24 protein-coding genes are annotated in these 24,522 nt (G+C 47.2%); 7 read left to right on the forward strand and 17 right to left on the reverse strand.

The features are described from left to right. Positions 1 to 343: 343 nt before the first annotated feature. The 4 genes from FA954_RS12045 to FA954_RS12060 all read right to left on the reverse strand — a co-directional run bounded on the left by FA954_RS12045 (position 344) and on the right by FA954_RS12060 (position 2,271). A complete protein-coding gene (locus FA954_RS12045) occupies positions 344 to 673 on the reverse strand; it encodes a hypothetical protein (RefSeq protein WP_138615168.1) in 330 nt (109 codons plus the stop codon). Between the two features lie 166 nt (positions 674 to 839). Then, positions 840 to 1,187: an NUMOD4 domain-containing protein gene (locus tag FA954_RS14150; RefSeq protein ID WP_138615169.1), complete on the reverse strand. Its 348-nt coding sequence runs from the start codon at positions 1,185 to 1,187 to the stop codon at positions 840 to 842. Positions 1,188 to 1,192: 5 nt separating this feature from the next. Further along, the gene (locus FA954_RS12055) at positions 1,193 to 1,444 is read right to left on the reverse strand and encodes a hypothetical protein (RefSeq protein WP_138615170.1); all 252 of its coding nucleotides are present in this window, start codon (positions 1,442 to 1,444) and stop codon (positions 1,193 to 1,195) included. Further along, positions 1,441 to 2,271 (reverse strand): ParM/StbA family protein, encoded by an 831-nt coding sequence (locus FA954_RS12060; RefSeq protein ID WP_138615171.1) that lies wholly within the window; start codon positions 2,269 to 2,271, stop codon positions 1,441 to 1,443. The genes FA954_RS12055 and FA954_RS12060 overlap by 4 nt, the downstream gene beginning before the upstream one ends. A 211-nt stretch (positions 2,272 to 2,482) precedes the next feature. On the opposite strand from FA954_RS12060, the gene FA954_RS12065 reads away from it, so the two are divergent. Both FA954_RS12065 and FA954_RS12070 read left to right on the forward strand, forming a co-directional pair. Beyond that, entirely contained in the window at positions 2,483 to 3,913 is a 1,431-nt protein-coding gene (locus FA954_RS12065) for a recombinase family protein (protein ID WP_138615172.1), read from the forward strand. Positions 3,914 to 4,027: 114 nt separating this feature from the next. Beyond that, positions 4,028 to 4,744, forward strand: coding sequence for an Nramp family divalent metal transporter (locus FA954_RS12070; protein ID WP_244932718.1), 717 nt, complete (start codon positions 4,028 to 4,030; stop codon positions 4,742 to 4,744). Between the two features lie 56 nt (positions 4,745 to 4,800). On the opposite strand, the gene FA954_RS12075 is transcribed toward FA954_RS12070, so the two are convergent. From FA954_RS12075 to FA954_RS12100, 6 genes are all read right to left on the reverse strand, one after another. After that, on the reverse strand, positions 4,801 to 5,802 hold the full coding sequence (locus FA954_RS12075; RefSeq protein WP_231564577.1) for an ABC transporter ATP-binding protein: 1,002 nt from the start codon (positions 5,800 to 5,802) through the stop codon (positions 4,801 to 4,803). Continuing rightward, the gene (locus FA954_RS12080; RefSeq protein WP_037994164.1) at positions 5,795 to 6,820 is read right to left on the reverse strand and encodes an ABC transporter ATP-binding protein; all 1,026 of its coding nucleotides are present in this window, start codon (positions 6,818 to 6,820) and stop codon (positions 5,795 to 5,797) included. The genes FA954_RS12075 and FA954_RS12080 overlap by 8 nt, the downstream gene beginning before the upstream one ends. Before the next feature lie 14 nt (positions 6,821 to 6,834). Further along, positions 6,835 to 7,767: an ABC transporter permease gene (locus FA954_RS12085; RefSeq protein WP_037994163.1), complete on the reverse strand. Its 933-nt coding sequence runs from the start codon at positions 7,765 to 7,767 to the stop codon at positions 6,835 to 6,837. 7 nt (positions 7,768 to 7,774) lie between these two features. Further along, complete coding sequence (locus tag FA954_RS12090) at positions 7,775 to 8,704, reverse strand: ABC transporter permease (protein WP_037994161.1); 930 nt, start codon at positions 8,702 to 8,704, stop codon at positions 7,775 to 7,777. Positions 8,705 to 8,795: 91 nt separating this feature from the next. Further along, positions 8,796 to 10,424 (reverse strand): peptide ABC transporter substrate-binding protein, encoded by a 1,629-nt coding sequence (locus FA954_RS12095; RefSeq protein WP_037994158.1) that lies wholly within the window; start codon positions 10,422 to 10,424, stop codon positions 8,796 to 8,798. 387 nt (positions 10,425 to 10,811) lie between these two features. Beyond that, on the reverse strand, positions 10,812 to 12,461 hold the full coding sequence (locus tag FA954_RS12100; protein WP_037994156.1) for a peptide ABC transporter substrate-binding protein: 1,650 nt from the start codon (positions 12,459 to 12,461) through the stop codon (positions 10,812 to 10,814). A gap of 182 nt (positions 12,462 to 12,643) precedes the next feature. On the opposite strand from FA954_RS12100, the gene FA954_RS12105 reads away from it, so the two are divergent. Beyond that, on the forward strand, positions 12,644 to 13,009 hold the full coding sequence (locus tag FA954_RS12105) for a DUF3899 domain-containing protein (RefSeq protein WP_037994154.1): 366 nt from the start codon (positions 12,644 to 12,646) through the stop codon (positions 13,007 to 13,009). 37 nt (positions 13,010 to 13,046) lie between these two features. On the opposite strand, the gene FA954_RS12110 is transcribed toward FA954_RS12105, so the two are convergent. Then, entirely contained in the window at positions 13,047 to 13,415 is a 369-nt protein-coding gene (locus tag FA954_RS12110) for a PqqD family protein (protein ID WP_231564576.1), read from the reverse strand. After that, positions 13,415 to 15,334 (reverse strand): OPT family oligopeptide transporter, encoded by a 1,920-nt coding sequence (locus FA954_RS12115; RefSeq protein WP_428843392.1) that lies wholly within the window; start codon positions 15,332 to 15,334, stop codon positions 13,415 to 13,417. Before FA954_RS12115 ends, FA954_RS12110 begins: the two co-directional genes overlap by 1 nt. Before the next feature lie 325 nt (positions 15,335 to 15,659). Here FA954_RS12115 and FA954_RS12120 point away from each other — a divergent pair, with 325 nt between their 5' ends. The 3 genes from FA954_RS12120 (at position 15,660) to FA954_RS12130 (ending at position 19,140) form a co-directional block, all read left to right on the forward strand. Beyond that, on the forward strand, positions 15,660 to 17,057 hold the full coding sequence (locus FA954_RS12120; RefSeq protein ID WP_037994148.1) for an FAD-binding oxidoreductase: 1,398 nt from the start codon (positions 15,660 to 15,662) through the stop codon (positions 17,055 to 17,057). Positions 17,058 to 17,059: 2 nt separating this feature from the next. Beyond that, complete coding sequence (locus tag FA954_RS12125; RefSeq protein ID WP_037994146.1) at positions 17,060 to 18,400, forward strand: (Fe-S)-binding protein; 1,341 nt, start codon at positions 17,060 to 17,062, stop codon at positions 18,398 to 18,400. A 158-nt stretch (positions 18,401 to 18,558) separates the two neighbouring features. Beyond that, positions 18,559 to 19,140 carry a DUF6022 family protein gene (locus tag FA954_RS12130; protein ID WP_052186655.1) on the forward strand — a complete coding sequence of 194 codons (582 nt, stop codon included), beginning with the start codon at positions 18,559 to 18,561 and terminating at the stop codon, positions 19,138 to 19,140. A 196-nt stretch (positions 19,141 to 19,336) separates the two neighbouring features. Here the strand turns inward: FA954_RS12130 and FA954_RS12135 are convergent, their stop codons facing one another. Next, entirely contained in the window at positions 19,337 to 20,518 is a 1,182-nt protein-coding gene (locus FA954_RS12135) for a phosphotransferase (RefSeq protein ID WP_062842823.1), read from the reverse strand. 56 nt (positions 20,519 to 20,574) lie between these two features. Then, entirely contained in the window at positions 20,575 to 21,354 is a 780-nt protein-coding gene (locus FA954_RS12140; RefSeq protein WP_037994140.1) for an SDR family oxidoreductase, read from the reverse strand. A gap of 89 nt (positions 21,355 to 21,443) precedes the next feature. Here FA954_RS12140 and FA954_RS12145 point away from each other — a divergent pair, with 89 nt between their 5' ends. Next, complete coding sequence (locus tag FA954_RS12145; RefSeq protein ID WP_037994138.1) at positions 21,444 to 21,956, forward strand: phosphatidylglycerophosphatase A family protein; 513 nt, start codon at positions 21,444 to 21,446, stop codon at positions 21,954 to 21,956. A gap of 52 nt (positions 21,957 to 22,008) precedes the next feature. Here FA954_RS12145 and FA954_RS12150 read toward each other — a convergent pair whose 3' ends face one another. From FA954_RS12150 to FA954_RS12160, 3 genes are read right to left on the reverse strand one after another with little or no spacing between them, the layout of a single operon-like run. After that, complete coding sequence (locus FA954_RS12150; protein WP_049719662.1) at positions 22,009 to 22,974, reverse strand: MBL fold metallo-hydrolase; 966 nt, start codon at positions 22,972 to 22,974, stop codon at positions 22,009 to 22,011. A gap of 19 nt (positions 22,975 to 22,993) precedes the next feature. Then, complete coding sequence (locus tag FA954_RS12155) at positions 22,994 to 23,758, reverse strand: TIGR01457 family HAD-type hydrolase (RefSeq protein WP_049719661.1); 765 nt, start codon at positions 23,756 to 23,758, stop codon at positions 22,994 to 22,996. Continuing rightward, entirely contained in the window at positions 23,755 to 24,486 is a 732-nt protein-coding gene (locus FA954_RS12160; RefSeq protein WP_062842822.1) for a class I SAM-dependent methyltransferase, read from the reverse strand. The genes FA954_RS12155 and FA954_RS12160 overlap by 4 nt, the downstream gene beginning before the upstream one ends. Between the last annotated feature and the right edge of the window lie 36 nt (positions 24,487 to 24,522).

Below are 24,522 nucleotides of genomic sequence, written 5' to 3' on the forward strand. Positions count from 1 at the left end.
GTTTAATGCTGCTTATATTTCAAACATATAAATATCCTGATGCGTTGTCAATTCGTCAAAAGTCCTTTTCCATATAATATTCCATATTTTTAGCTTGTGACACATTCACGTGCACATATCGATCCCGATTTTCATATTGGGTCTTCCCGCAGAATAAATCAGCGCCCTATTCTCTATCCAAAAATGGATTTCCACACGACCGCAGAGGTCATGGTTTCGGGAGATAGTGGCGCCGATGTATTAGACAGTCAATTCGCTAGCTATACTCATTATACCCCAATTTATAATTAATGTCTCTTATTACATCCAAAATGAATAAAAAAGGGGAGCTGCATGCTCCCTTTTAAATTAAAATCTCTTCCACCCCACCATCCCAATGGTGTACTTTAACTTTTCTCTTTTCTTTTACCTCCTGGATCTGATCCCCATCGATTTGAAATGTTTTTGATTCCAGCTCATCTTCGTAGTCTTCGGCCTTTTCATACTTTTGAATGAGTTCTGCTGCCTTACTTTTTGGGTCTGTTTCAATACTTAGATGATCAGTCACAATAACCCTTTTAGACAATCGCCATAATTTCTTAGGCATTATGCTTATCTCCATTGAGTAGTAATTATCATCAAATTCACAATAGATCCCGTACATCCTTCTTCTTGTTTGAATCTTGAAAAACATTTTCTCTCTCCTCCCATAACAAGCCCCTCCCCTTCACGACATCGCCATTGGTTAATCCCAGGGAAAAGCCAATTTATAGACAGAAGTCGTGAGAGGAGAGAGGCAAATATGTTGATCTCTCGTTACATCATGAAAGTCGTGAAAGTAGTCGTGAAAGTACGTTGGATTAGTCGTGAAAGGAGGTTTCAAAATGCTTTCTTTGCAAAACATGGACGAGAAACGTTCTTTTGTGATCGTCTTTGCAGAGAGTGACTTCAAGCCCCTTCCCTTTCCTGTGATACGGCTTTAAGATCCTCTCGTTCATCACCTGTCGGGTCCCGCGGCGATTAACAATGACTCGTTTTTCCCGTTTTACTCTCCCCAGATTGGAGATCGAGTACAGGCCTTCATATCCCCGGATCGGTTTCCATATTTCAAAATCAGTTTCCCTTTGATACAATGGAAACAACTCCTTTCCTATATTTTGGAGTTTGGCCCACTGGTGAGGGTTGCGAGCCGTCCGCCAGTGGGCCATTTAACTTATCCGCAGATACCGCCTAAATCATCTGCACTAAATCCTAAATCTTCTTTCATTTCTTTTACAGTTGTTTCTTCATTCGGTTTAACCTCAATGGTTCCGCCACTTAATTTTCCTAACACCATATCAAGGTAAATCAGCCTCTTGATATGCCCGCTTGCATTTCCCACCCCCTTTAAATACTCATACATCTCCATTTCTTTTTGATCATCAGGGCTGAAAGTCACCTGGATGACCAGTTTTTTTTTACTCACCACTTAATCACCTTTCCGATCCTGAAATATCCCTCAACGTTTGCGTTTCGGGGATCAGGGACGGAATAAGCATTCGGGAAATATTCCTGGATTGCAGGAGCTAGTCCCTTAGCTTGTCCGCCACCTACCATTACTTTATCATCTTTCGCCCATTTCGTGGCCAGTGAGTCATGGATAAGAGCGGCGACATATTTATGTGTACGGTTTTCCGGCTTCAATGTATCCCATCCCCAGTTGAAGGTGTAAGATTCCGTGGGAATGAACCGTTTGTTTCGGAAGGTGAGCGCGTTCAAAGTGACAGCCCCTAAATCAATAACCCTAACCAGATCATCCGTTACGTTACTGTAGAAGATCCCTGCACCTTCAACGGTAACAATGCATTTTTTAATATCAATCACCCGGTGATCCGTTCCATTTCCTGTGGTCACTTTGATGTGATGCCGATTGGTTAAGAGCTTTTTCAAACCATCTTTGTCCTCGTTGTACCTATTAAGAGGTGTGCCAATGACGAGATCTACAGGGTCATATTCATGCGCTCCGAGTCGATACAAACCTAAGAGCGTAAATAGGAGTGTGTTTTTCCCTGTCTTTTTGGGGTCAAACACCCGGCCGCTATCGCCGGTTTCCTTTACATATTCTACAATCTCGCCGATATAGAAAGATTCGCCTTCATACTCGATCACCGTATCCTTTTCTGTTTGAAGAACATCCCATTCAGTTTTGAAGTACGGTCTTAAAAGACTCGGGAAGGCTTCAAATACTTTATTTTCATTTACTTTACCGATGAAACGACTTTGCGAACGACCAACATCAGCAGCAACTAACATATGATCATCCCCCTGATTATTATAGTATGTACTAAGGTATATTCTGCGGTAATATTATAACCCCTTTTTTTCTTCAAAGTCAACACTAAAATTACTACAATACATACCTGGATATATATAAGAGTTGAACATAAACACTGAATTTGGTCGTGAAACAACTTCGAAAATACATTAATATTGAAGGCGTAGACTGTGGGGAGGAGGGGATCATATGAAAGCTTCCATCTATATCAGGGTATCGACAGCTGAGCAAGCAGCAGAAGGTTTTAGCCTGGCCGCTCAACAGCAACGATGCACCGACTTTATCAAGTCTCAAGGATGGGAACTTGGTGAAGTTTATAAAGATGACGGATACTCTGCAAAAGACTTGAATAGACCATCTATGCAACGGCTTATACAAGACGTAAAATCTAAAAAGTTTGATGTCCTGGTCGTCTATCGTTTGGATCGCCTGGTCCGTTCTGTACTCGATCTTCATCAACTACTGAACATCTTTGATGAACACAACATCATGTTTAAGTCCGTTACAGAAGTTTTTGACACCACAACGGCGATGGGGAGACTATTTATTTCAATCGTTGGGGCTATGGCCCAATGGGAAAGGGAAAACTTATCAGAACGGGTGAAAATGGGCTTGGAGCGGAAGTTTTTAGAAGGCAAGAGGATAGGTGGGCCAGCGTTTGGTTATCGGATAGACGAAGATGGAAAGATGGTGATTGACAAGGAGAAAGCGCAAATCGTTAGATGGATCTTCAACAGTGCAAAAAAGATGGGCATAAATAAGATCGCGAAAATACTCAACAAACAGGGGATCGACTCCCCAAAAGGGGGCAACTGGACCGGTAGCAAAGTGGCATATTTGCTTAGAAATCCTACATACACCGGGAAAATCCGTTATCTAGTCAACCGGAACGGCTACGGGGAAAAAGAAACCATCGACAGTAACCACCCGGCTTTGATCAGTGAAGAAGAATACAATGAGGTTCAAGAGATCCTAAAAAAGCGACACGGTGGAAGAAAAAAAGCTCATACAAGCGACTATCCGTTTTCCACAATACTCTTCTGTACCAGATGCGGGTCTCCATACTCAGGAGCACGCCAGGAAAACAAAAGCGGAGTTACATATTACTATCGATGTAATGGAACCGCTAGGGGAATTTGCCAGGCTTCAACTGTTCTTGAAGAACGACTTGTAGATGAACTACTAAACAAGATCAATCTGATTATTGAAGAAAGCGAAGTGACCTTGGAATCAGAAAAAGGAGAGACTGACAACGAGTTTCGACTAAAGCAGATTGAAGCAGAACTGCAACGAATCAAAAAACGCCGCCGCAAATGGCAAGAAGCATTTGCAAACGATGCAATTAGTTTGGAAGAGCTGAAAGAAAGAATGAACGAGGAAAAGAAAAAAGAAGAAGCACTGATGGAAGAGTTAGAAGCATTCAACACGGTCCCCAATGAAACTGATGTAAGTAAAGACGAAATCATCGTTGCACTCAAGAATTTAAAAGAAATCTGGTATCACCTATCCAGGAAAGAGCAAAAAGAGATTTTAAACATGATTTTTTCCAGGATCTATATCAAAACAGAAGGGGAGCGCCCACATATAAAACCGATCATCACAGATTACGAGCTACTCTAATTTATTTTAAAAAGGTGAAAATGAAAGAATGACTGTTTTTTAATCAGAATAACTACCGTCGTCGGCACCGCTGTCATCGTTCTGCCCCAGCTGGATCAAATTGCCACAGGACTCATCCCCCGCACGCCAAACGGCTCCATCACATATGCCTTGGGATTGATCGGCGGCGTTGGCGGATCCATCACCATCGCTTCCTATGGGTATTGGGTGCGGGAAAAAAACTGGTCGGGTCCTCCGTGGATTCCGGTCATGCGCCTGGATACCTGTGTCGCTTACACGCTGACCGCCATCTTCACCCTTTCGCTGTTGATCGTGGGAGCTGAATTTTTATACGGATCGGGCATTGAATTGCAAAACGAAGAAGGATTGATCCACCTTGCCGTCCTTTTGGGCAAAGAATTTGGCACCCCGGTCTATTGGTTGTTCCTGCTCGGTTTTTGGTCTGCGTCTTTCACATCAGTCTTAGGGGTGTTTAACGGTGTTCCCTATCTTTTCGCCGACTTGGTGCGCCATTTCAAAAAAGAAGTCCCGGGAACAAAAAAACCCGCTCCGGTTTCCGTGCGGGATCCTTTCTACCGCGGCTTTCTTTTGTGGATGACATTCCCTCCGATGTTGCTTTTGTTTTTGGAAAAACCGGTCGGCCTTGTGATTTTGTACGGAGTTCTCGGTTCCTTGTTTATGCCTTTTATCTCCGTCACATTGTTGATTTTGTTAAATTCCAAAAAATTGGATCCGGTTTACCGGAACCGTTGGTGGGCCAATGCCGTTCTGATCATCAGCTTGGTTTTGTTTGCCATCCTTGCTGTCATCCAAATCATGGATATGGTTTAGAAGAAGCCTTAAAAATTCTCATAAAAAAGAAAACCCGGTTACATACCGGGTTTTCTTTATTGTTCATTATACAAATGGCAAGCCACCCAGTGTTTGGGTGCGGCTTCTTTCCATTCCGGAACGGCCTTGGCGCAAATGTCCATCGCTTTCGGGCACCGGGTCCGGAACCGGCAGCCGCTGGGAGGATCAATGGGACTGGGGACATCCCCTTCCAAAATAATCCGTTCCCGTTTTTTGGAAACATCCAGATCCGGGATGGGAACGGCAGACAGCAGCGCTTCCGTATACGGGTGCAACGGTTTGTCATACAGATCCTCACTGTCCGCAAGCTCCACCATGCTTCCCAGATACATCACGCCCACACGATCCGAAATATATTTCACCATTGACAAATCATGGGCAATAAACAGATAAGTCAGCCCTTTTTCTTTTTGGAGTTTTCGCATCAAGTTGACGACTTGTGCCTGAATGGAAACATCCAATGCCGAAATCGGTTCATCGGCAATGATAAACTCGGGATCGACTGCCAGAGCCCGGGCAATTCCGATCCGCTGCCGTTGCCCCCCGCTGAACTCGTGTGGGAAACGGTTGGCATGCTCTTCATTGAGCCCGACCACTTTCAACAAGTCTATGACCCGTTTTTTTCGTTCTTCCCCCTGAGCCAGCCCGTGGATATCGATCCCTTCCGCAATGATATCCATGACTGTCATGCGTGGATTGAGCGAAGCATACGGATCCTGGAAAATCATTTGCATTTTCCGGTTAAATTCTTTCAGTTTCTTTCCTTTTAATTGATACACATCGTCCCCGTTAAACGTAACCGAACCTTCCGTCGCATGGTACAGCCGAATCAAGGTGCGGCCAATGGTGGACTTTCCGCAACCGGACTCCCCGACCAACCCGAAGGTTTCTCCCCGGTAAACGTCAAAGGTGACCCCGTCCACCGCTTTGACCACTTGGCCGTTACTGAGCCGGAAATGTTTTTTCAATCCCTTCACCGACAAAATCACATCTTTTTCCGGCCGTGTTTCATGATTTTTATTTTCTTGCTTACTCACTTTTCTCCCCTCCAATCGGTCCTTTCCGGACATTCGGCTTCGGCGCCATGGGATGTTCCAGCCAGCAAGTCACTTGATGCGTGGATGACACCTCGGTGACTCCCGGCATGTGTTCCTTGCAAACCTTCATCGCATGCTTGCAACGGGCTGCAAACGGACACCCTTTCGGAGGGGAAATCAAATCGGGAGGGGAGCCCGGAATCGGAAGCAATTCCTGCTCATGCGACAAATCCAGCCGTGGCATGGAATCCATTAACCCCCAAGTGTACGGATGGCGGGGATGATAAAACACTTCTTCCAAAGTGCCTGATTCCACGACTTGTCCGGCATACATCACCACGACCCGGTCGGCAATGTCGGCCACCACCCCGAGATCGTGGGTGATCAAAATGATGGAGCTTCCCGTTTTCCGTTGCAATTCTTTCATCAACTCAATGATTTGCGCCTGAATGGTTACGTCCAAAGCCGTTGTCGGTTCATCCGCAATCAGCAGTTTGGGCTGACAAGCCAGTGCAATTGCAATCATCGCCCGTTGCCGCATGCCTCCGGAAAATTGGTGGGGATACTGCTTGATCCGGGATTCCGGGCTGGGAATTCCGACCAATCTCAACATTTCCACCGCTTTTTCTCTGGCTTCCGACGCACTCAGATTCTGGTGTTTCATCAACCCTTCCGTGATTTGCCGTCCCACCGTCATGGTCGGGTTGAGAGAAGTCATGGGATCTTGGAAAATCATGGCAATTTCGGCCCCGCGGACTTTTTCCATCTCTTTGTCGTTGAGTTTTGTCAAATCTCTTCCTTCAAAAAGGATTTCGCCTTCTTTGATGATGCCCGGGGGTTGGGGAATCAAGCGCATGATGGTTTGCGAGGTGACACTTTTCCCGCATCCTGATTCTCCCACAACAGCCACGGTTTCCCCCTTGTTGACGTGAAAGCTCACACCTCTTACCGCTTTCACTTCTCCGTTATACGTTTTAAATGAAACATGCAAGTCTTTCACATCGAGTAATTTCTCCATACTGATTCCCCCCTTTATTTGCGCATTCTTGGATCAAGTGCATCCCTCAAGCCGTCTCCCAAAAGGTTGAAGGCGAGCATGATCAAACAGAGAATCGTTGCCGGATAAAAGACTTGATACGGAAAAATCTGCAAATATTTGGAGCCGTCATTCACAAGTGATCCAAGGCTTGCCAGCGGCGGGCGGATCCCCAGACCGATAAAACTCAAAAATGCTTCAAAGAAAATGGCTGAAGGAATGGCAAACGTCACCGCAACAATAATCGGCCCCATCACATTGGGAATCAAATGTTTGAGCAGAATGCGCCGGTGTCCGGCCCCCAACGTGCGAGCCGCCAACACATATTCCTGGGATTTCAGTTTCAGGATCTGCGCACGAACCACCCTGGCCATCGGCACCCATCCCGTGAGGGACAAGGCCAGCGCAATGGGGATAATCCCCGGTTCAAAGATCAGAAGCATCAAAATGATGATGATCAGGTTAGGAATGGAATATAAAATCTCCACCACCCGTTGCAAGATCATGTCCACCCGGCCGCCGAAATATCCGGAAACACTTCCGACGGTCACACCGATGCAAAGATCAAACAAAGCCGCCAAAAAAGCGATTTGCAAGGAAACCTGGGCCCCGTTCCATGTCCGTTGCCACAAGTCACGGCCAAAACTATCGGTTCCAAAATAATGGTCGGCAAACGGTTCCTTGTTTTGAGCGGAGTAATCCTGTGACCGGTAATCATAATCATTCATCAAGGGACCGGCAAAAGCGAAAAATCCAATAACCAAAATAATGACAAGGCCGATCATCGCTCCCCAGTTGGAACGAAAACGGCGTGCCGCATCTTTCCAAAAGCCGATCCGCTCCCGGGTAATCTGCTCCCCGGCCGATTCATCAGCGCCAATCGGCTCAAACATTTCCGGTGTGATCTCGTTGATTGTTTTTTCACTCATCGCTGATTCACTCCTTTGCACCCGTTAGTCGAATCCGGGGATCGATGACTCCATACAAAATATCCACGAGAAAGATGGTGGCAAGAATCAAAATGGAGTAAAAAATGGTAACCCCCATAATCAAGGTGTAATCATTGACCTGGATTGACTCAACAAAGAATAACCCGATTCCGGGTACAGCAAAGATAGTTTCCACAACCAGCGAACCGGTAATAATATTTACCGCCAAAGGACCCAACACGGTAATCGCAGGGATGAGGGCATTTCGCAAAGCATGGCGGAAAACGATGGCCTGTCTTCCCAAGCCTTTGGCTTTGGCCGTTTTCATATAATCCTGATCCATCACTTCCACCATTTCGGTTCTCACATAACGGGACATCTGTGCAATAACGGTGAATGAAAGAGCCAACGACGGCAATATGGTATGTTCATAAGACCCCCACAACGCCGCCGGCAGAATTTGCCATTTCACGCCGACCCAATAAGATAAAAGAGCCGCCATCACAAAGCTGGGGATCGATATTCCCCCGACGGCAATCACTGTGGCCACATTATCCAGCCAGCCTCCGCGCCGGAGCGCCGCACCCACTCCGAGCAAGAGTCCGACCAAAACCCCGAAAACCAATGCCTGTCCCCCGATAAAAGCAGACGCTTCAAATCCTTCCAACAGCATTTCGGTGACAGAACGTCCGTCGTGCGATAAAGATTTTCCAAAGTCCCCCTGCACCAGCCGTTTCATAAAGTTCACATACTGCACCGGCAACGGGTCATTCAAACCATAGGTTTCCATGATCTGTTCCCGGATCAAGGGAGGCAGTTTTTCTTCATTTTTCAACGGGGTTCCCGGCAAAGAGTGCATCAAAAAGAAAGTGGCCGTGACAATAATCCAAAGCGTAAGCACCATATACCCCAACCGGCTTAAAATATATCGCAGCAAACCGCTTCACTTCCTTTCCTTCCTGATTGAGCATGGATGAAGGTATATGCCAAACCGTTGACATATACCTTCTCCCGGCAAAACTCGGATCTTATTTTCCGGTATCCACTGATGCCCATTTCAACGTGTATTCCGGACCAATCGCGCTCCAGTACCAATCTTTGATAAACGGTCTTTTCACCGCAATTTTCGTACGGTAGTAAAGCGGTGCAATTCCTGCATCCTCAATCAGGATTTGCTCAGCCTTTTTCAAGTCTTCAAAACGTTGTTTAAAGTCCCCGTTTTCTTTCGATTTTTTAACAAGCTCATCATATTCCGGATTGCTGTACTTTCCGCGGTTGAAGGAGTTGTCGCTGGTAAAGAGATCGAGGAAAGTCATCGGGTCGTTGTAATCGGGTCCCCAACCGGAAATCAACAGATCGAACCGTTGGTTTTTCCCTCTTTCCAGACGCTCTTTAAACGGCACCGAGGTAATTTGGACATTAGCCCCCAAGTTGACGCGCAGTTGCTCTTGGATAAATTCCATACTTTGTTTTGCAGAAGCGGTGTCATCTCCAAGCAATTCAATGGCCGGCGCTTGGGACAAGCCCAATTCTTTCAATCCTTCTTGCCATAACTGTTTGGCTTTGTTCGGATCAAACTGCGGATCCATTTTCACCAAATCGCGGTATTTTTTGTTGTCATCCACGCCGCTGGCTTTGATAAACGGCGGAACCAATCCTCCTGCCGGAATCGATCCGTTTTTCAGGATATTGTTGACATACGTGTTTTTATCGATCGCCAAATTGATTGCTTGCCTGATTTTTTTGTTTTTAAAGAAATCTTTGGTTTGGTTCATTTCCAGGTACCAACTGGAACCGTCATAAATCGAAAAAGTGTTCGGATCGTCTTTAAATGCGTCGATAAACTCGGAATTTAAATAGGCAAAATCCAATTTTTCGGTGTTATAAAGGTTGACTTGTGTCGAGTTATCCTTTACAATTTGCCAGTTGATTTCTTCCAATTTGACAACCCCGCTGTCCCAATACCCGGGGTTCTTCTTCATTTGGAAGCTTTGGTTGTGTTTCCATTCGGAAAGAACGAACGGACCGTTGTAAACCAATGTGTTGGCTTCCAAGGAATATTTATCTCCATACTGTTCTACAATGTCTTTTCGTTGCGGCAAGAAAGTCGCAAAGCACAAGAGGTCTTTGAAGTAGGGAATCGGGCGCTCCAAAACCACTTCCAATGTTTTGTCATCCAAAGCCTTTACTCCCACATCGTCGGCTGAACCATTCCCGGTATTGTAAGCTTCAGCTCCTTTCAAGGGGTAAAGGATGTACGCATATTCGGATGCTGTTTTGGGATCCAGCGCCCGCTTCCATGCATATTCGAAGTCATGGGCCGTCACCGGCTTTCCATCACTCCATTTGGCATCACGCAAAGTAAAAGTCCATTTTAAATTGTCCTCGCTCACTTCCGGCTCTTTGGCTGCCATCCCGAGAACCGGTTTGCTGTCTTTATCCAAACGATATAGCCCTTCCATGGTGTTTCCCAAGATCATGAAAGACACCACATCTGTCGTTTTGGCACTGTCCAGGTTTGGCGGCTCGGACATTTCTGCCAAGTTCAATACCTGACTGTTTTTGGTCTCGGTCCCTCCCCCAAAGCAAGCCGTCAACACCATCGCTGACGCCAAAACCAGTGACAGCAAAGAAAACAATTTGATTCTCCGCCTCAAAACGTCTGCCCCCTTTTTTTAAAATAAAGTATATAGTTTAGACCAAAAAATGGTCATAAACCCTGAATGGAAAAAGACTGGTTGTTCCCTCCGCCTAATAATCTGAAAATAAATAATTCATCTGTTATTTTAAGGCAAGATGAGCGGTTCACCAAGAAAATCGAACAAAGAGTCAACTCAAATTTCTAACAATTTTTTATTCTAATTTTATCAAATTTTAGGCGTTATTTATATTTAACTCATATTTCATTGATTTGTAAAGGGGGTTTATCTTTTGTTGTATTAAATAAAAGTCTACAATAAAGGAATACCCTTTTTCATCCGCCTTTGATAACAAGCTGCACAAAAAAGCTCAAGCCCCTTTCGGCCGAGGCTTGAGCTTTTTTATCATTCTTCATTTTTCTCCACAATATATGCCCATTTCAAACTGTATTCCGGACCAAACGGATGGCGGTACAGGTCTTTGACATAAGACTTTTGCACAAACGCTTTAGAGTAGTAAATTAACGGCACAAAACCGGCACTCCCCTGATCATCCACGCCGGTAAGCAACGCTTCGGCCTGTTTTAACAACTCAAACTGCGCTTTCGGGTCGGAAGTTTGCCTTGCCTGATCCATCAACTGGTCAAATTTGGGGTTATTGTAATGGGAGAAGTTCATTTCATTATCCGACTCCCAAATTTCAAAGAAGTTGAACGGATCATTGTAGTCCGCCACCCAACCCAGCATGGCCATGTCAAAGTTTCTGTTTTTCACTTTGTTGACATGGGTTTTCCAAGTCGGGGAATCCAGCTTGATCTCCAAATTCAGCTTTTTCCGCAATTGCTCTTTGATGTTGATCGCCACATCCCTCAGCGGGGTTGCGTCATAACTGACCATCACGATATCCTTGGGCGGTTCGGACATTCCCAATTCCGTTAAACCTTCCTGAAACAAGGCTTGGGCACGGGCAACATCGGTTTTGACGTAGGATCCTGAAAGTTCACGGAAGTTTTTGCCGCCCACCCCGCTGATCGATGACGGAATCAAAGCATCTGCCGGTTTGGATCCGCCTTTCATGATATCGTTGGCAATGGTCCCCCGGTCGATCGCCAGATTGATTGCCTTCCTGATTTTTTCATTTTTAAAAAAAGGATCGTCATGATTGAACAGAATATAATAGTTTCTTGCCCTTTCCGCTTCCACGTATTCTTCTGTATTTTTAAAGGCATCCACAAACGCCTGGTTCAGCGTGGCGGTGTCAATTTCCCCGGAGTTGTATAGATTGATTCCCGTTGCCAAATCCTTCACCACGTTGATTTCAACGGTTTCCAGCTTTACTCCGTTTTTATCCCAGTAATTTTCATTTTTTTTCAACAACACTTTTTGCGGTGTCCAACTGGCGACTTTAAATGGTCCGTTATAAATGGTTTCTTCCGCGGATGTTCCGTATTTACCCCCAAACTTTTCAACCACATCTTTACGTTGCGGCATGAAAGCGATCATGGTCGTACGCTGAATAAAGTTCAATGTCGGCTTTTCCAATTGCACTTCCAAGGTGTGATCATCCACCGCCTTGATTCCGACAGCAGACGCATCCACTTGCCCCTGGTTATACTGTTTGGCATTTTTAATCGGGAAAAAGACATAGGCATATCCGGAATCAGTTTGAGGATTGAGCACCCGTTTCCATGCATACTCGAAATCTTGCGCCGTCACGGGTTCGCCGTCACTCCATTTGGCGTCTTCCCGCAGTTTGAAGGTATACTTGGTTTTGTCCGGGCTGAGTTCATATTCATACGCAATCCCGTATTCCGGTTGTTTTTCCCTTCCCAATCGCATCAAGCCTTCATTCACATTATTCAGGACATTAAACGTGATCGCATCATTGGCCTTGACCGTGTCCAGTGTCGTGATGCCGCCTTCTTCGGCAATCCTCAACACCTGCTCGTCACTTAATTTCATGTTGGAACCACTGTTTGCTTGAAAACCGCACCCGCTCAGTACTAAACTGAAAGAGGCTGCGATTGCCAACAACACTTTCCCTGTCTTGAGCATGACTCCCCCTCCCTGCAGTCGAACCTTGGATACTTTCTTTTCTGACAATTCCCCTTCAGATCGTGATCTGGACCGGGTTAACTTGTAACATTATAAATGAATTGCTAGCTTTAGAAAAGATTATATGGATATTGTCCAAAATAAACCATATTTCCATTTCAGACCGTAAACGGAGGAACGCCATGAAGATGCGAAATAAACGTGCTTGGGCAACCATTCTCATCACGATGGTCGTGTTTTTGTTTCTCGGCTTCATTTCCAAAGGGAATGCGCTTGCCTTTATCGATCAATCCTTTTTGGCCGGATTGCTCTTTTTGATCCTTGCCGCCAGCATTTTTGTCGTCCAAGGCGGTTTCTTTTCCGTCTTTTTGCGCACTTTTAAAAAATTCAACAAACTCCCCGGACAGAGGCGGGAGGATGAAGCCGAAGATGATTCCCCTTTGTCCAAAGCGGAACGGAGGGCTTTCCTCCAAAACCTGCAATTCATTTGTTTGAACGTTGGAATCATCTTCATTTTGGCGTCGCTTCTGTTCCTGTTCTTTCAGTAATCTTTTCTCACTCCCAAATAAAAAAGGCTGTTGAAAATCAACAGCCTTTTTTTTCGCCTGATTTTTCCAAACGGATCCATCCGTTTTCTTCCATCATTTGCAAAAACGTCGCAAGCCTGGGCAAAACCGGCTCTGCCTTTTCCCCGAATTCCGATTCCAGTTTTTTCTGTATTTCATCCACGGTATGGCGCCCGTCACACAGCCGGATCACAAAGCTTCCCAGTTCATCCAGTTTCACCTTGATGGCTTCCGGCTGTTTCAAAAAACGGATGGAAAAGCGTTCAATCCAGCTGGTCCGGGGGATCACCACAAAAACCAGCTCTTTGTCTTCCCTTGCCGGCTGCAAAGAAAGATGCGGCTTTAAACACGGGATTAATTCCAGCAGATTTTCTCTTTTCTTCTTCATCATTTGGCAGAAGAAGAAGATCCTTTTACATTTTTATTGGCAAATTTCACAGCGACAAATCCCAACAAGCCGACCAATGCAAGGAAAAGAAGCAATGGCAAGAGCTGGCTTTCCACTTTAAACGGAGCTTCCGGATCGATGATTCCCGGCACGATGAGCAAGGCAACGACAACGCTGAGCAACGCTTCCCCGGCAATCAAACCGGAAGCAAAGAGCGTTCCTGCTTCTTCGCGCCCTTGTTTTTCAGCTTCGGTTTTGCTGAACCGGGTCGTAAGCCAGCGGACAATACCTCCGACCATGATCGGCGCACTGATGGAAATCGGCAGATAAAATCCGACAGCCACCGTCAAGGAATTGATCCCCAAAAATTCAATCGTAATCGCCAGCGCCGCCCCCATTATGATGAGTTCCCAAGGCAAGTTTCCTTGCATCAGCCCCTCAACAATGATCTTCATTAACATGGCTTTGGGAGCCGGCAATGCTTCGCTTCCGATTTCATACGCCTGATCAAAGAGGTACAAAACGTATCCGATCAACAAACCGCTGGCCAGCACCCCGACCATCATGGCAATTTGTTGTTTCCACGGAGTTGCTCCCACCAGATAACCCGTTTTTAAGTCTTGGGAAATATCCCCCGCGACGGCAATGGCCACACAAACGATGGCTGCGGAGGTCAGTGAGACAATCATCCCCGTTTGACCGGTAAAGCCAATCGCCTTAAAAATTAAGGTGGTGATCAGCAAGGTGGCAATGGTCATGCCGGACACAGGCATGGATGAACTTCCGACAATCCCGACGATCCGGGAAGCAACCGCCACAAACAAGAACCCAAACAAGGCGATGCAAATCGCACCGATGATTCCGACTTTCGTCACCGGCACAAAAGCAATGATCAATATCAGCAAAATCGAACCGCCCAAAATATAATGCATCGGCAGATCCTTGTCGGTTCTTTCGATTTGCAAGGCCGCATTGTGATCTTGCTTCAACAAACCTTGCAGCGTATCACGTACGGAAGTGAACAATATGGGCAAGGTTTTCACCAACGTGATCAAACCGCCCATGGCCACCGCACCAGCCCCGATATATGTGATGTAACTGGAATAGATCGCGGAAGCATCCATTCCTCCCACTGGATCTTCCGACGGGAAAAAGACCGCAGGACTTCCTTGTGTAAAAAAGGAGATCATCGGAATGAAAACGACGGAAGCCAGAAGCCCTCCGGCAATCATTTGTCCCGCGATGCGCGGACCAATGATATATCCCACCCCAAGCAAGGCGGGCATGGTACTCATGCCGAGCACTGCATTTTTATAGCCAATGATTTGTGTTTCCACCGAAGTTTTAAACCATCTTAAACCGTCTCCCAATGCTTTGAACAAGCCGCCGACAATAAACCCGGACAAAATCAGCTTGGCATTGGTTCCACCGGTTTCGCCTGATTTTAAAACCTCTGCACATGCAGTTCCTTCCGGATACGGCAGCACTTCATGCTCGTTGACAATCAACAAACGGCGCAAAGGAACCATCATCAAAACACCGAGCAATCCACCGGTCACAACGATAAAAGCAATCATGGCCTGGCTTGGACTCAAATCCCACAAGTAAAGAGCCGGCAGGGTAAAAATCGCACCGGCCGCCACAGCTTCCCCGGCCGTGGTCATTGTTTGCACAATATTATTTTCCAAAATGGATTTTCTGCGGAACAACCCGCGCAAAATAGCCATTGAAATCACAGCTGCAGGAATGGAAGCAGAAACGGTCAATCCGATTTTCAGCCCCAAATAAGCGTTGGCCGCACCAAAAACAATGGCCAGCAAAATTCCGAGAATCATTGCGACAACCGTTAATTCCGGCAATGACTTGGACGCTGGAATATAAGGGACAAACTTTTGTTTGTTTTTTGACACTTTTTTCACCGCCTTTGATGTGTATCATTTTGACAAATTAAGTAAATTGACATGACCTAGTTCATAATAACATGGAAACCAAAATATATTAAATGTTTTTTATCGAAAAATAAAATTATTGCTGTTACATCAACTGCCAATTCACTGCCCATTCCTATCCTCTCTGAAAAAACGGCATTTATCCATGTCGTTGTTTTTAGAAAAATTAAATTTATTAAATATTTTATATTATCACAACAATGGAGGTGGATACAAGCAAAACAAAGATTGTGGTAGCATAAAGATAAATCTTCTGCTACAGCCTTTTCATTTAGTATGGATGGGAAGTGAAAAGATGTCATTGGATCCTCAAATCATCCGTGAGCTTGAAAAAATTGTGGGGCAACCATACTGCCGGACGGATCAGGAAGCCCGTCTCACCCATTCCTATGACGCCACACCGCTGTTTCAAGCCTTTCCTCATGCCGTTGTTTATCCGCAAAGCACAGAAGAAGTCCAAGCCGTCATGAAAGTGGCAAACCGATACCAAATCCCCGTAATTTCCCGCGGTTCCGGAACCAATCTCAGCGCTTCCGCCGTACCGGTCAATGGCGGTATTGTCATGGTTTTCAACCGAATGAACAACATCCTGGAAATCGACACCCAAAACTTAACGGCCACGGTGCAGCCCGGCGTGATCACCCGGGACTTGCATGAAGCTGTTTCAGCCCACTCGCTTTTCTATCCGCCGGATCCCGGAAGCATGTCCATTTCCACCATCGGCGGCAACATTGCCCAGGGCGCCGGCGGATTGAGAGGATTAAAATACGGAACCACCAAAGATTACGTGCTCGGCCTTGAAGCCGTGCTCGCCAACGGGGAAGTCATCCGGACGGGAGGAAAACTGGCCAAAGATGTTTCCGGCTATGATGTCACCAAGCTTATGGTCGGCTCCGAAGGAACCCTTGCCATCATCACCGAGGCAACGTTGAAATTACTTCCCCAACCGGCTTTCCAACAAACCATGGTCGCCTATTTCCCTGAGCTTGATCTGGCTGCGGAAGCCGTTTCCAACATCATTTCCTCCCGGATCATTCCTTGCACTTTGGAATTTATGGATCAGGGCACGATGGAAGTGGTGGAAGCCTTCACCAACATCGGGCTGCCGACGGATCAAAAAGCCATGTTAATTTTGGAACAAGACGGCCCGCCGGAAGTGGTGGAACGAGATCTGGAGCAAATGGCTGAAATCTGCCGACGGCTTCAAGCCACCAAGATTGAAATCGCCCGTACACAAAAAGAAAGGGAATCGCTGTTGGAAGCACGCCGGACAGCCCTTTCCGCCCTGGCCCGTTCCACCCCCACCACCATTTTGGAGGATGCCACGGTTCCGCGCGCTTCGATTCCGGAAATGGTTCGCAAAATTACCGAGATATCGAAAAAATACAATATACGCATTTGTACGTTCGGCCATGCAGGAGACGGCAACCTGCACCCGACATGCATGACAGATGCCCGCAACAAAGAAGAAATCGGGCGGGTTAAAAAAGCATTTGACGAAATTTTTGAAACGGCTTTAAAACTGGGTGGCACCATCACCGGGGAACACGGTGTCGGAATAGCCAAAGCCCCTTATATGGAAAAACAGTGGGGAAAAGCGGGCATGGAGTTATTAAAACGCATCAAAGAGGCATTTGACCCTCATCATCTCCTGAATCCGGGGAAAATTTTGCTGCCATCCGAGGAGGAGTGATCATGGACAAATGGAACGAATCGCTTGCCAAACAGTTGCAAAACACGTTGGATGAAGACCAACTGACCCAATGCATGCGTTGCGGCTTTTGTCTCCCGGCTTGCCCCACTTACCGGGAAACCGGGTTTGAGGGAGCCACTCCCCGGGGAAGAATCGCCTTGATGAAAGCGGTTTATGACGGTCAAATCAAGCCGGACCAAAACTTCATCAACCAAATCGACCTTTGTTTGGGTTGCCGTGCCTGCGAGCCGGCCTGCCCCGCCGGGGTTCCCTACGGGCAACTGTTGGAACAAACACGCGCGGCCATCCATCAAGAACGGCCGGGCAGCAAAAAAAGCCACATCCTGCAACAAATTTTGTTGCGGGATGTGATTTCACATCCCCGCCGCTTAAAAGCGTTGGGTTCCCTGCTCCGTCTGTATCAGCGGTCCGGCATGCCCAAATGGATCAACAAGGTGCCTCTTTATCGCCTGTTGCCGGAGCCGGTCCGGGAAATGGAACGGATCCTGCCGGACGTGGAATCCCCCGCATTTTCCCCGGGAACCCGGGTATATCCTTCTTCCGGCAAAAAATCCGGACGGGTCGGTCTGTTTCTAGGTTGCGTCATGGATGTCCTCTTCAACCGGACCCATCGAAACACCATCCGGCTGTTGACGTCGGCGGGCTATGAAGTCGTAGTTCCTGGTGGTCAAAATTGTTGCGGCGCATTGCATGCCCATGCCGGGGACCGGGAGCAAGCCATCCGGCTGGCCAAACAAAACATCCAGGCTTTTGCCGGTGCAAAGGTGGATTTCATTTGCTCCAATGCAGGCGGATGCGGGGCCATGCTTGCCGAATATGCCGAGCTTTTCAAAGAAGAACCAAATTGGCGTGAACAAGCCCTCGAATTTCAGCGCAAAGTGAAAGATATCAGCGAACTGATTCTGGAACAAGCGGACTCCGGTTTGATCACCTTCTCCGCCGACCGGCACCAACGGATCACTTATCAGGATTCATGCCATTTAATCAACGGCATGCGGGTTTTTGCGCCGAGAACGTTGTTAAAGCAAGTCAAAAACACCACGTTTGTTGAATTGAAAGAAGCCAACCGGTGTTGCGGATCTGCCGGCATCTACAATTTATTGCAGACGGAAATGGCCAACCGTTTGTTGGACGAAAAAATGAATCATGTTAAAAACACGCAGGCAGATCTGTTGATCACCAGCAATCCGGGATGTTTTCTGCAAATGGCGTTGGGAGTGAAAAGGGCCGGATTGCAAAAACAAATCAAAGTCATGCACCTCGCTGACTTTCTGGCCTCCACCCTGCAACCCGGCGCAAAGAAACAAAAACATCCATCTTGATGAATTTGAAATGAAAATCTATGATTTGAATAAAAGCATTGGAACAGGTTACAATGCCACAAAACAATTCGTCGCCGCAAGAAAATCGTTGAGTGGTTTAAACGGAAAGATCACCGGGGTTTGAAAGCCCGGTTGTTCTTTCTTATCCGAGGGGAAGGATGATCCAAAAGAAGACTTGGAACGAATTTTTCAAACCGGATCAAGCGATCACCATCCAGGGGATCGCCAAATATTTTAATCACGTGATCCAAGAACAATGGGAAGTGATTTTGAAAGAATATCGCGAAGAATGGAACCGGAAATTTTATGAAATCGGGGAACAGGTGTACGGATTGTATCTGGGCAAGGTGTTAAACCCCGTGTTTCGTGAACTCTCGGAGGCTGGCTTTGTCACCAAACCAGGCTTTATTCTCCCCAACTCCATCGAACACTGGGGTCCGCCGGAAGAGCGGGAAAGATGCATGTGGTGTGTGGTGAAGGATCAAAACGGAACCCCATTGGGAACCTTGGTCCTCCGGGTGTTCCACTCCCATGTCCGATTTAACGTTCCTCATGCTCCGGATGTGTTCAGTCTGGAGGAAACAGAAAGAGAAGCGATCCAGAATGCCATCTGCAACGCTTCGGTCCGCCTGAACCAAAAATACCGCGGGGTTTGGCAAGAGCAAAAAAACGACGGGTGGGAATACAGTGTGGAAACCGGCCTCGGCGATTACCTGAATGCCGGGCGCGGGGAAGTGTAAGTATCCTACCTGGACCATGCCCTCGCCTCCTGGGGAAGAAACGGCTGGGAACTGGTGTCTGTTGTTCCCCACGGAAATCGTTTGCTCGCTTTTTTCAAACGTCCGGTTCAAAAACAAAGCTGACTGCCAAAACGGGTCATCATTGGAATCCAGTCCAATGGATGACCCGTTTTTGACTTGAATGCCTGTTTTTCTCCTAGGAATATGGATCATTGGAAAATGAATCCTCTTCCCAATCGTTGTCATTTTCCCGGTAATGATCCCCTCCTTCCGGCACCGGATCCTCTTTTTTATGAATCCAATCAATTTCCGGAAAAGATGCGTGAAAATGGTCACGCGCAAGTTGTGCATAGCACTTCAGCAAATTCGCCTTTTTTTGTTCGGTTTGAATGGCCTGATGCACCAACCGGACGGTAAAATCCCCCGGTTTTTTTTCATTCAGATAGACATTCCGCAGATGGCGGACCAATTGTCCGGGAAAAAGCAACCGGGCATAAATCAAAGCATAATCGGCGTCGGTCAATTCCGATGCCTCCTGATAACCGCTCAGGATAATTTTGATCACTTCCGGGCTTTGGGTTCGTCCATAGGCATACATTAACCAGTCAGCGAGATCAGCCGCACGAACGTCGGCAACCATTTCATTCCAATCAATGAGCGCAAAAGCCCCATCCGGCTGGATTAACAGATTTCGCCTGTGCCAGCGTCCATGGCTGATGTTCCCGAACTTTTCCGTTTCCAGGCATAACCGGTCAAGCCCCGTTTTCACCGAATATTTTAACAAATTTTTCATCAAGCCCAGCGAATAATGGGAAACTTTCCGCCAGATTTCATCCAGTTCCGTGGGAACCGCTGTCCATCGGGCCGCCAAATGGAAAATTTCCATTTCTTTATACACTTGCAACCACCAATCGCCCCATTTCCCAATCCGGTTCCACGGATCGGGCATTTTCCGGTTTTCAAACCCGGCGGTTGCCAAATGAAAAGAAGCCATTCCCCTGGATAGTTGCCGCCACTCCTCCGCCTTGTTCAGTTGCGGAGTCTCTCCTTCCAGCCACGGGAGGAGAACATACGGATACCGGTAACCATCAAAAAAAATTTTTTTTCGTTTCGTCCGGACCGGATTTGGCATTCTAAACGACAGCCCTTTCTCCATCGACAAGAAATCAGCCAGTCGGGCAATCTGCTGCCAGCGGTCTTTTTCCCTCATCCGAACCCGTTTCAATACAAAAAAACCTTGGTCGGTTTCCAGCTTTAACACGCCTCCGACCGGTTCCACCGATACCAAGTCAAGTCCGTAATGATAGCGGATCCAGTCATCCAGCCGTTCTTCCCCGGTTAAGAAGGCCCACTCCTCTTTGTTTTTCAATACAGGCATTGATCCCTCACCTCTCATCCACCATGATATGTGCGGAGGCAAGGGATGGTTCCCTGTCACGCTTCGCGCTTGGAAGTCGGATGAATGACATCCAACCCGCCCGTCACTTGCAGGATGTTTCCCGTCACAAAATCGGATTTGTCTTCAAGCAAAAATTGAATCAACCGGGTCACATCCTCCCCCGAACCGGGCCGTCCACGCGGCGTTTCCCCGTCATCCAGTGCTTTGACCTCATCGATCCACATTTCTTTCCGTTCCTTGACGATATCCCCCGGACAAATCATGTTGACCGTGATTCCGTACGGCGCTTCTTCCACCGCCAAGGTTTTGGCAAAGGAAACCAATCCGGTTTTCGCCGCGGCATATACCGAGCGGTCCGGCCAGGCCGGGGCCTCCATCGCCCTGCCAAATCCAAAAAACAAAATCCTTCCCCACTTTTGCCTGCGCATCACCGGGATCACTGAATGCGCCATCCACATGGCACTTAACAAATTCCCTTCCACCATTTCCTCGATCTCGGCGGGTGTATGTTCAATAAACCATTTTCGTTCCCGAATAAACGGGCCGACCGCATGAATCAAAGCGTCAATCCGCCCGTACCGTTCCATGGTCTCTAAAACTACCTGACGGGCCGTTTCCCGACAGCGGAGATCTCCGACACTGATTTCGATCTCCGTCCCTTGGCGGGCCAGTTGATCCGCCCATTCATCCACTTCTTTTCTCCGGCGCCGGCAATTCACCATTAAAGACCATTGGTCCTGACTCAAAACCACGGCGGCCATTTTTCCCAAACCACCGGATCCTCCTGTTATCAATGCCACTTTCTTGTGACTCATTCCTGAAGGGACTCCTTCCTTTATCAAACTCATATTTCGATCGGTTACGGAAAAAATAATGTTCACGAGCTCCCGAAAGGAGAGATAGCATGGATCAAGAAGCATTTTCACCGGTTGCTGATGAAAAATGTTACCAAGCCACACTGGATTGGATTCAAAAACGGGGCGTCCGCCTTGAAGAGATTGCAGAACTCACTTTTTTCCTGCAGAAGGACTATATCCCGGATTTGACCATGGAGAAATGTCTTGAAAGCGTCCGTCACGTCCTCACCAAAAGAGAAGTCCAAAATGCAGTGATGACTGGCATTCAACTGGATATGCTCGCTGAAAAAAAACAGATTGAAGAACCTTTACTGAGTATCATCAACAATGATGAAGGATTATACGGAATCGACGAAATTTTATCCGTTGCCATTTTAAACGTTTACGGGAGCATCGGACTGACCAATTACGGTTACATCGACCGGATCAAACCCGGTGTGCTTGCCCGGTTAAACAATCATGACAGCAAACAAACGCACACCTTTTTGGACGATCTCGTGGGGGCCATTGCCGCTTCCGCATCCGCAAGAATCGCACACAGCCGCAGCTTTGGTCTGTAACGGAAAAGGCATGGAGCAAGGGGTGTTCTCCCATCGCTCCGTGCCTTTTTTCTCATTTCACAAAATAACGGTATTGGTCTTCGAACCACTCGCGGCAAATCTCTCCGTTGATTTTCAAGTATTCCAAATGAGCCAATGTTTCTGCCAAGGCAAACCGCAAATTGTGAATGTTCAAGTTGGTCCCGAACAAATCCCTGCACAGATCATACGCGGTGCAACGCCCATATGTTTTCAGCTTGTTCTTGATGGAAGCCAACCGTTTTTCATGATGGTCGATCAATGCGTCAATCCGCTCCCGGTAATGGGTAAACGATGATCCGTGGGCCGGAAACACCCGTTTCACCGGCAAGCTTTTCATTTTTCCCAGAGTTTGCAGATAAACTTGCAAGGGATTCGGGTGGCAAGCCGGCCATAAACTGATATTGGGAGTAATCTTCGGCAACAAGAAATCCCCGCCGATGAGAAATTCGCGTTCGGGATCATAGAAACTCAGATGACCGTCCGCATGGCCGGGGGTATGGAAGATGACATATTCACGGTCCCCCAGTCGAATCGTTTCCCCGGCCTCAATAAATTCCGGTTCGGGGTGAGGCTCCACCCATGGGTAAAAACTTTGCATATGGCCGGGAATTTGCGCGGTCCGTTCCGGCGTCAGCCCGTGTTTCGCGTAAAAATCAGCCAACTGCCCCGGCATGTTGCTTTCCCGGGAAAAGAAAAGCTGTGCCTGTTCAAAGTCGGTTTTGGACATATACACCGGAGCTTTCGTTTTTTGTTGCAACAGTCCGGCCAAACCGTAATGATCCGGATGATAATGGGTCAGGACAATCTTTTCCACATCCGCCCAAGACCAGTTCCCTTCTTTTTGTGCCTGCTCCCACCGGGCCAAATCCGCTTCGTCATGAAGGCCGGTGTCCACAATGGTGTATCCCGTCTTTCCTTTGATCAAATAAGCGTTAATGATCTTTAAAGCAAACGGCAAAGGAAGCGGTACTTCGATGATGTCCTCCCACTGTTTCATGAGGTTGTCTCCTCTCTCTTCATTTCATCCAGCTTGTCAAGCGATCCACCGCATAAGTAGCCTGAATCTCCGAACGTTTTGCCATTTCCGGGGTCGTGATTCCCGTGTAAACCAAAAGCGTATCCATCCCGCCGCGGACTCCTGCCAAAATATCGGTTTGCAAATTATCGCCGACCACAAGCACTTCGTCTTTCCGACAACCCAGTTTTTCAAGGGCGTAACGCATGATCACCGGTTCCGGTTTTCCGATAAAACGAGGTTCCACCCCCGCCGCCGCGGCGATGCCCATTGCCAGCGACCCGGATCCCGGCCAAAAACCTTCTTCAGTGGGCAAAGCCCGATCCGCATTGGTCCCGATCAATTCGGCTCCGGCCTGGATGCCCAAAAAAGCTTTTTTCATTTTTTCGTAGGTGAAATCGCGATCCAATCCCACCACCACTGCATCGGGATGGTCGTCGGTCACCACAAACCCGGCTTGTGTGATCGCTTGGTGAAGCCCTTCTTCCCCGACAATATAAACTGACTTCACATCCTCTTTTTCCTCCAGATAGCGGGCACAGGCCAACGATGAGGTATAAACCTGCTCCGCTTCTGCCGGAAAACCAAAGCGGTGCAACTTTTCAGCCACCTGTTCCGGCGAACGCGTCGAATTATTGGTCAAAAAAAGATAAGGAATTTGATCCTCATCAAGCCGTTTCACAAATTCCAAGGCTCCTGGTATCACTTGGTCACCGCGGTACAAGGTTCCATCCAGATCGATTAAGTATCCTTTGTATTGATTCATTTTTTCACACAACCTGTCACAATCATTCTTTTTCCTTCAGGAGAATAAGGTTCCCCGTCAAAATCCGAATAGACTTGCTTATGTTTTAAAGAGTATTTTTCCAACATGGAGATCAATTGTTCATAATCGTACATTTTGACCCGTTCCTGATAGGTGCGTTTTCCACGTTCATCGCTCAATTCGATCGACTTGCAGACAAAATCGCCTTCAATCCACCGTTTTTCCTTGATCCATCGTCCGTCGACCTGCCGCCGGCTTTCCGGAACCAGGTTTTTCTCCACCGATGCCCGGTTTAAAAAATCAATCAAAAAGCGGCCACCCGGTTTCAACACCCTGGCAATTTCCGACAAAACCCGCTCATTGTCCGCTTCTTCTTTAAAATACCCGAACGAGGTGAACAAATTGAGCACCACGTCAAAAGACCCGTCAACAAAAGGCAGCATCCGCATATCCGCCCGGATAAACGGAATCGCCAGGCCTGCCGATTGTTCCAAGGCCTTTTTCAACAAAACCTCAGACAAATCAAGACCGGCCACTTGATAACCCATTTTTTTCAGCGATATACTGTGGCGGCCCATTCCGCAGCACAGATCCAAAATCAAATCATCCCGGTTCAAATCCAGCCATTTGGCGGCTTGTTCTACCTCCTTGGATGCATCCTGCTGATTCCGGTGTTTATATACGATGAGATAGTCTTCTCCAAAACTTTCTTCATACCATTGCGGCATGGATTTCCCTCCTGCTTGTTTAAAAGGAACTATTCT

This window comes from Thermoactinomyces vulgaris, assembly GCF_005886755.1.
Classification (GTDB): Bacteria; Bacillota; Bacilli; order Thermoactinomycetales; family Thermoactinomycetaceae; genus Thermoactinomyces; species Thermoactinomyces vulgaris.

What these genes read in the sequence shown, in the direction of transcription:
- FA954_RS12085 (WP_037994163.1), bottom strand. Translation starts at nt 7,767, where the DNA reads ATGAGTGAAAAAACAATCAACGAGATCACACCGGAAATGTTTGAGCCG.
- FA954_RS12060 (WP_138615171.1), bottom strand. Translation starts at nt 2,271, where the DNA reads ATGTTAGTTGCTGCTGATGTTGGTCGTTCGCAAAGTCGTTTCATCGGT.
- FA954_RS12135 (WP_062842823.1), bottom strand. Translation starts at nt 20,518, where the DNA reads ATGCCTGTATTGAAAAACAAAGAGGAGTGGGCCTTCTTAACCGGGGAA.
- FA954_RS12160 (WP_062842822.1), bottom strand. Translation starts at nt 24,486, where the DNA reads ATGCCGCAATGGTATGAAGAAAGTTTTGGAGAAGACTATCTCATCGTA.
- FA954_RS12080 (WP_037994164.1), bottom strand. Translation starts at nt 6,820, where the DNA reads ATGGAGAAATTACTCGATGTGAAAGACTTGCATGTTTCATTTAAAACG.
- FA954_RS12120 (WP_037994148.1), top strand. Translation starts at nt 15,660, where the DNA reads ATGTCATTGGATCCTCAAATCATCCGTGAGCTTGAAAAAATTGTGGGG.
- FA954_RS12130 (WP_052186655.1), top strand. Translation starts at nt 18,559, where the DNA reads ATGATCCAAAAGAAGACTTGGAACGAATTTTTCAAACCGGATCAAGCG.
- FA954_RS12150 (WP_049719662.1), bottom strand. Translation starts at nt 22,974, where the DNA reads ATGAAACAGTGGGAGGACATCATCGAAGTACCGCTTCCTTTGCCGTTT.
- FA954_RS12145 (WP_037994138.1), top strand. Translation starts at nt 21,444, where the DNA reads ATGGATCAAGAAGCATTTTCACCGGTTGCTGATGAAAAATGTTACCAA.
- FA954_RS12045 (WP_138615168.1), bottom strand. Translation starts at nt 673, where the DNA reads ATGTTTTTCAAGATTCAAACAAGAAGAAGGATGTACGGGATCTATTGT.
- FA954_RS12110 (WP_231564576.1), bottom strand. Translation starts at nt 13,415, where the DNA reads ATGAAGAAGAAAAGAGAAAATCTGCTGGAATTAATCCCGTGTTTAAAG.
- FA954_RS12100 (WP_037994156.1), bottom strand. Translation starts at nt 12,461, where the DNA reads ATGCTCAAGACAGGGAAAGTGTTGTTGGCAATCGCAGCCTCTTTCAGT.
- FA954_RS12155 (WP_049719661.1), bottom strand. Translation starts at nt 23,758, where the DNA reads ATGAATCAATACAAAGGATACTTAATCGATCTGGATGGAACCTTGTAC.
- FA954_RS12065 (WP_138615172.1), top strand. Translation starts at nt 2,483, where the DNA reads ATGAAAGCTTCCATCTATATCAGGGTATCGACAGCTGAGCAAGCAGCA.
- FA954_RS12125 (WP_037994146.1), top strand. Translation starts at nt 17,060, where the DNA reads ATGGACAAATGGAACGAATCGCTTGCCAAACAGTTGCAAAACACGTTG.
- FA954_RS12105 (WP_037994154.1), top strand. Translation starts at nt 12,644, where the DNA reads ATGAAGATGCGAAATAAACGTGCTTGGGCAACCATTCTCATCACGATG.
- FA954_RS14150 (WP_138615169.1), bottom strand. Translation starts at nt 1,187, where the DNA reads ATGGCCCACTGGCGGACGGCTCGCAACCCTCACCAGTGGGCCAAACTC.
- FA954_RS12140 (WP_037994140.1), bottom strand. Translation starts at nt 21,354, where the DNA reads ATGAGTCACAAGAAAGTGGCATTGATAACAGGAGGATCCGGTGGTTTG.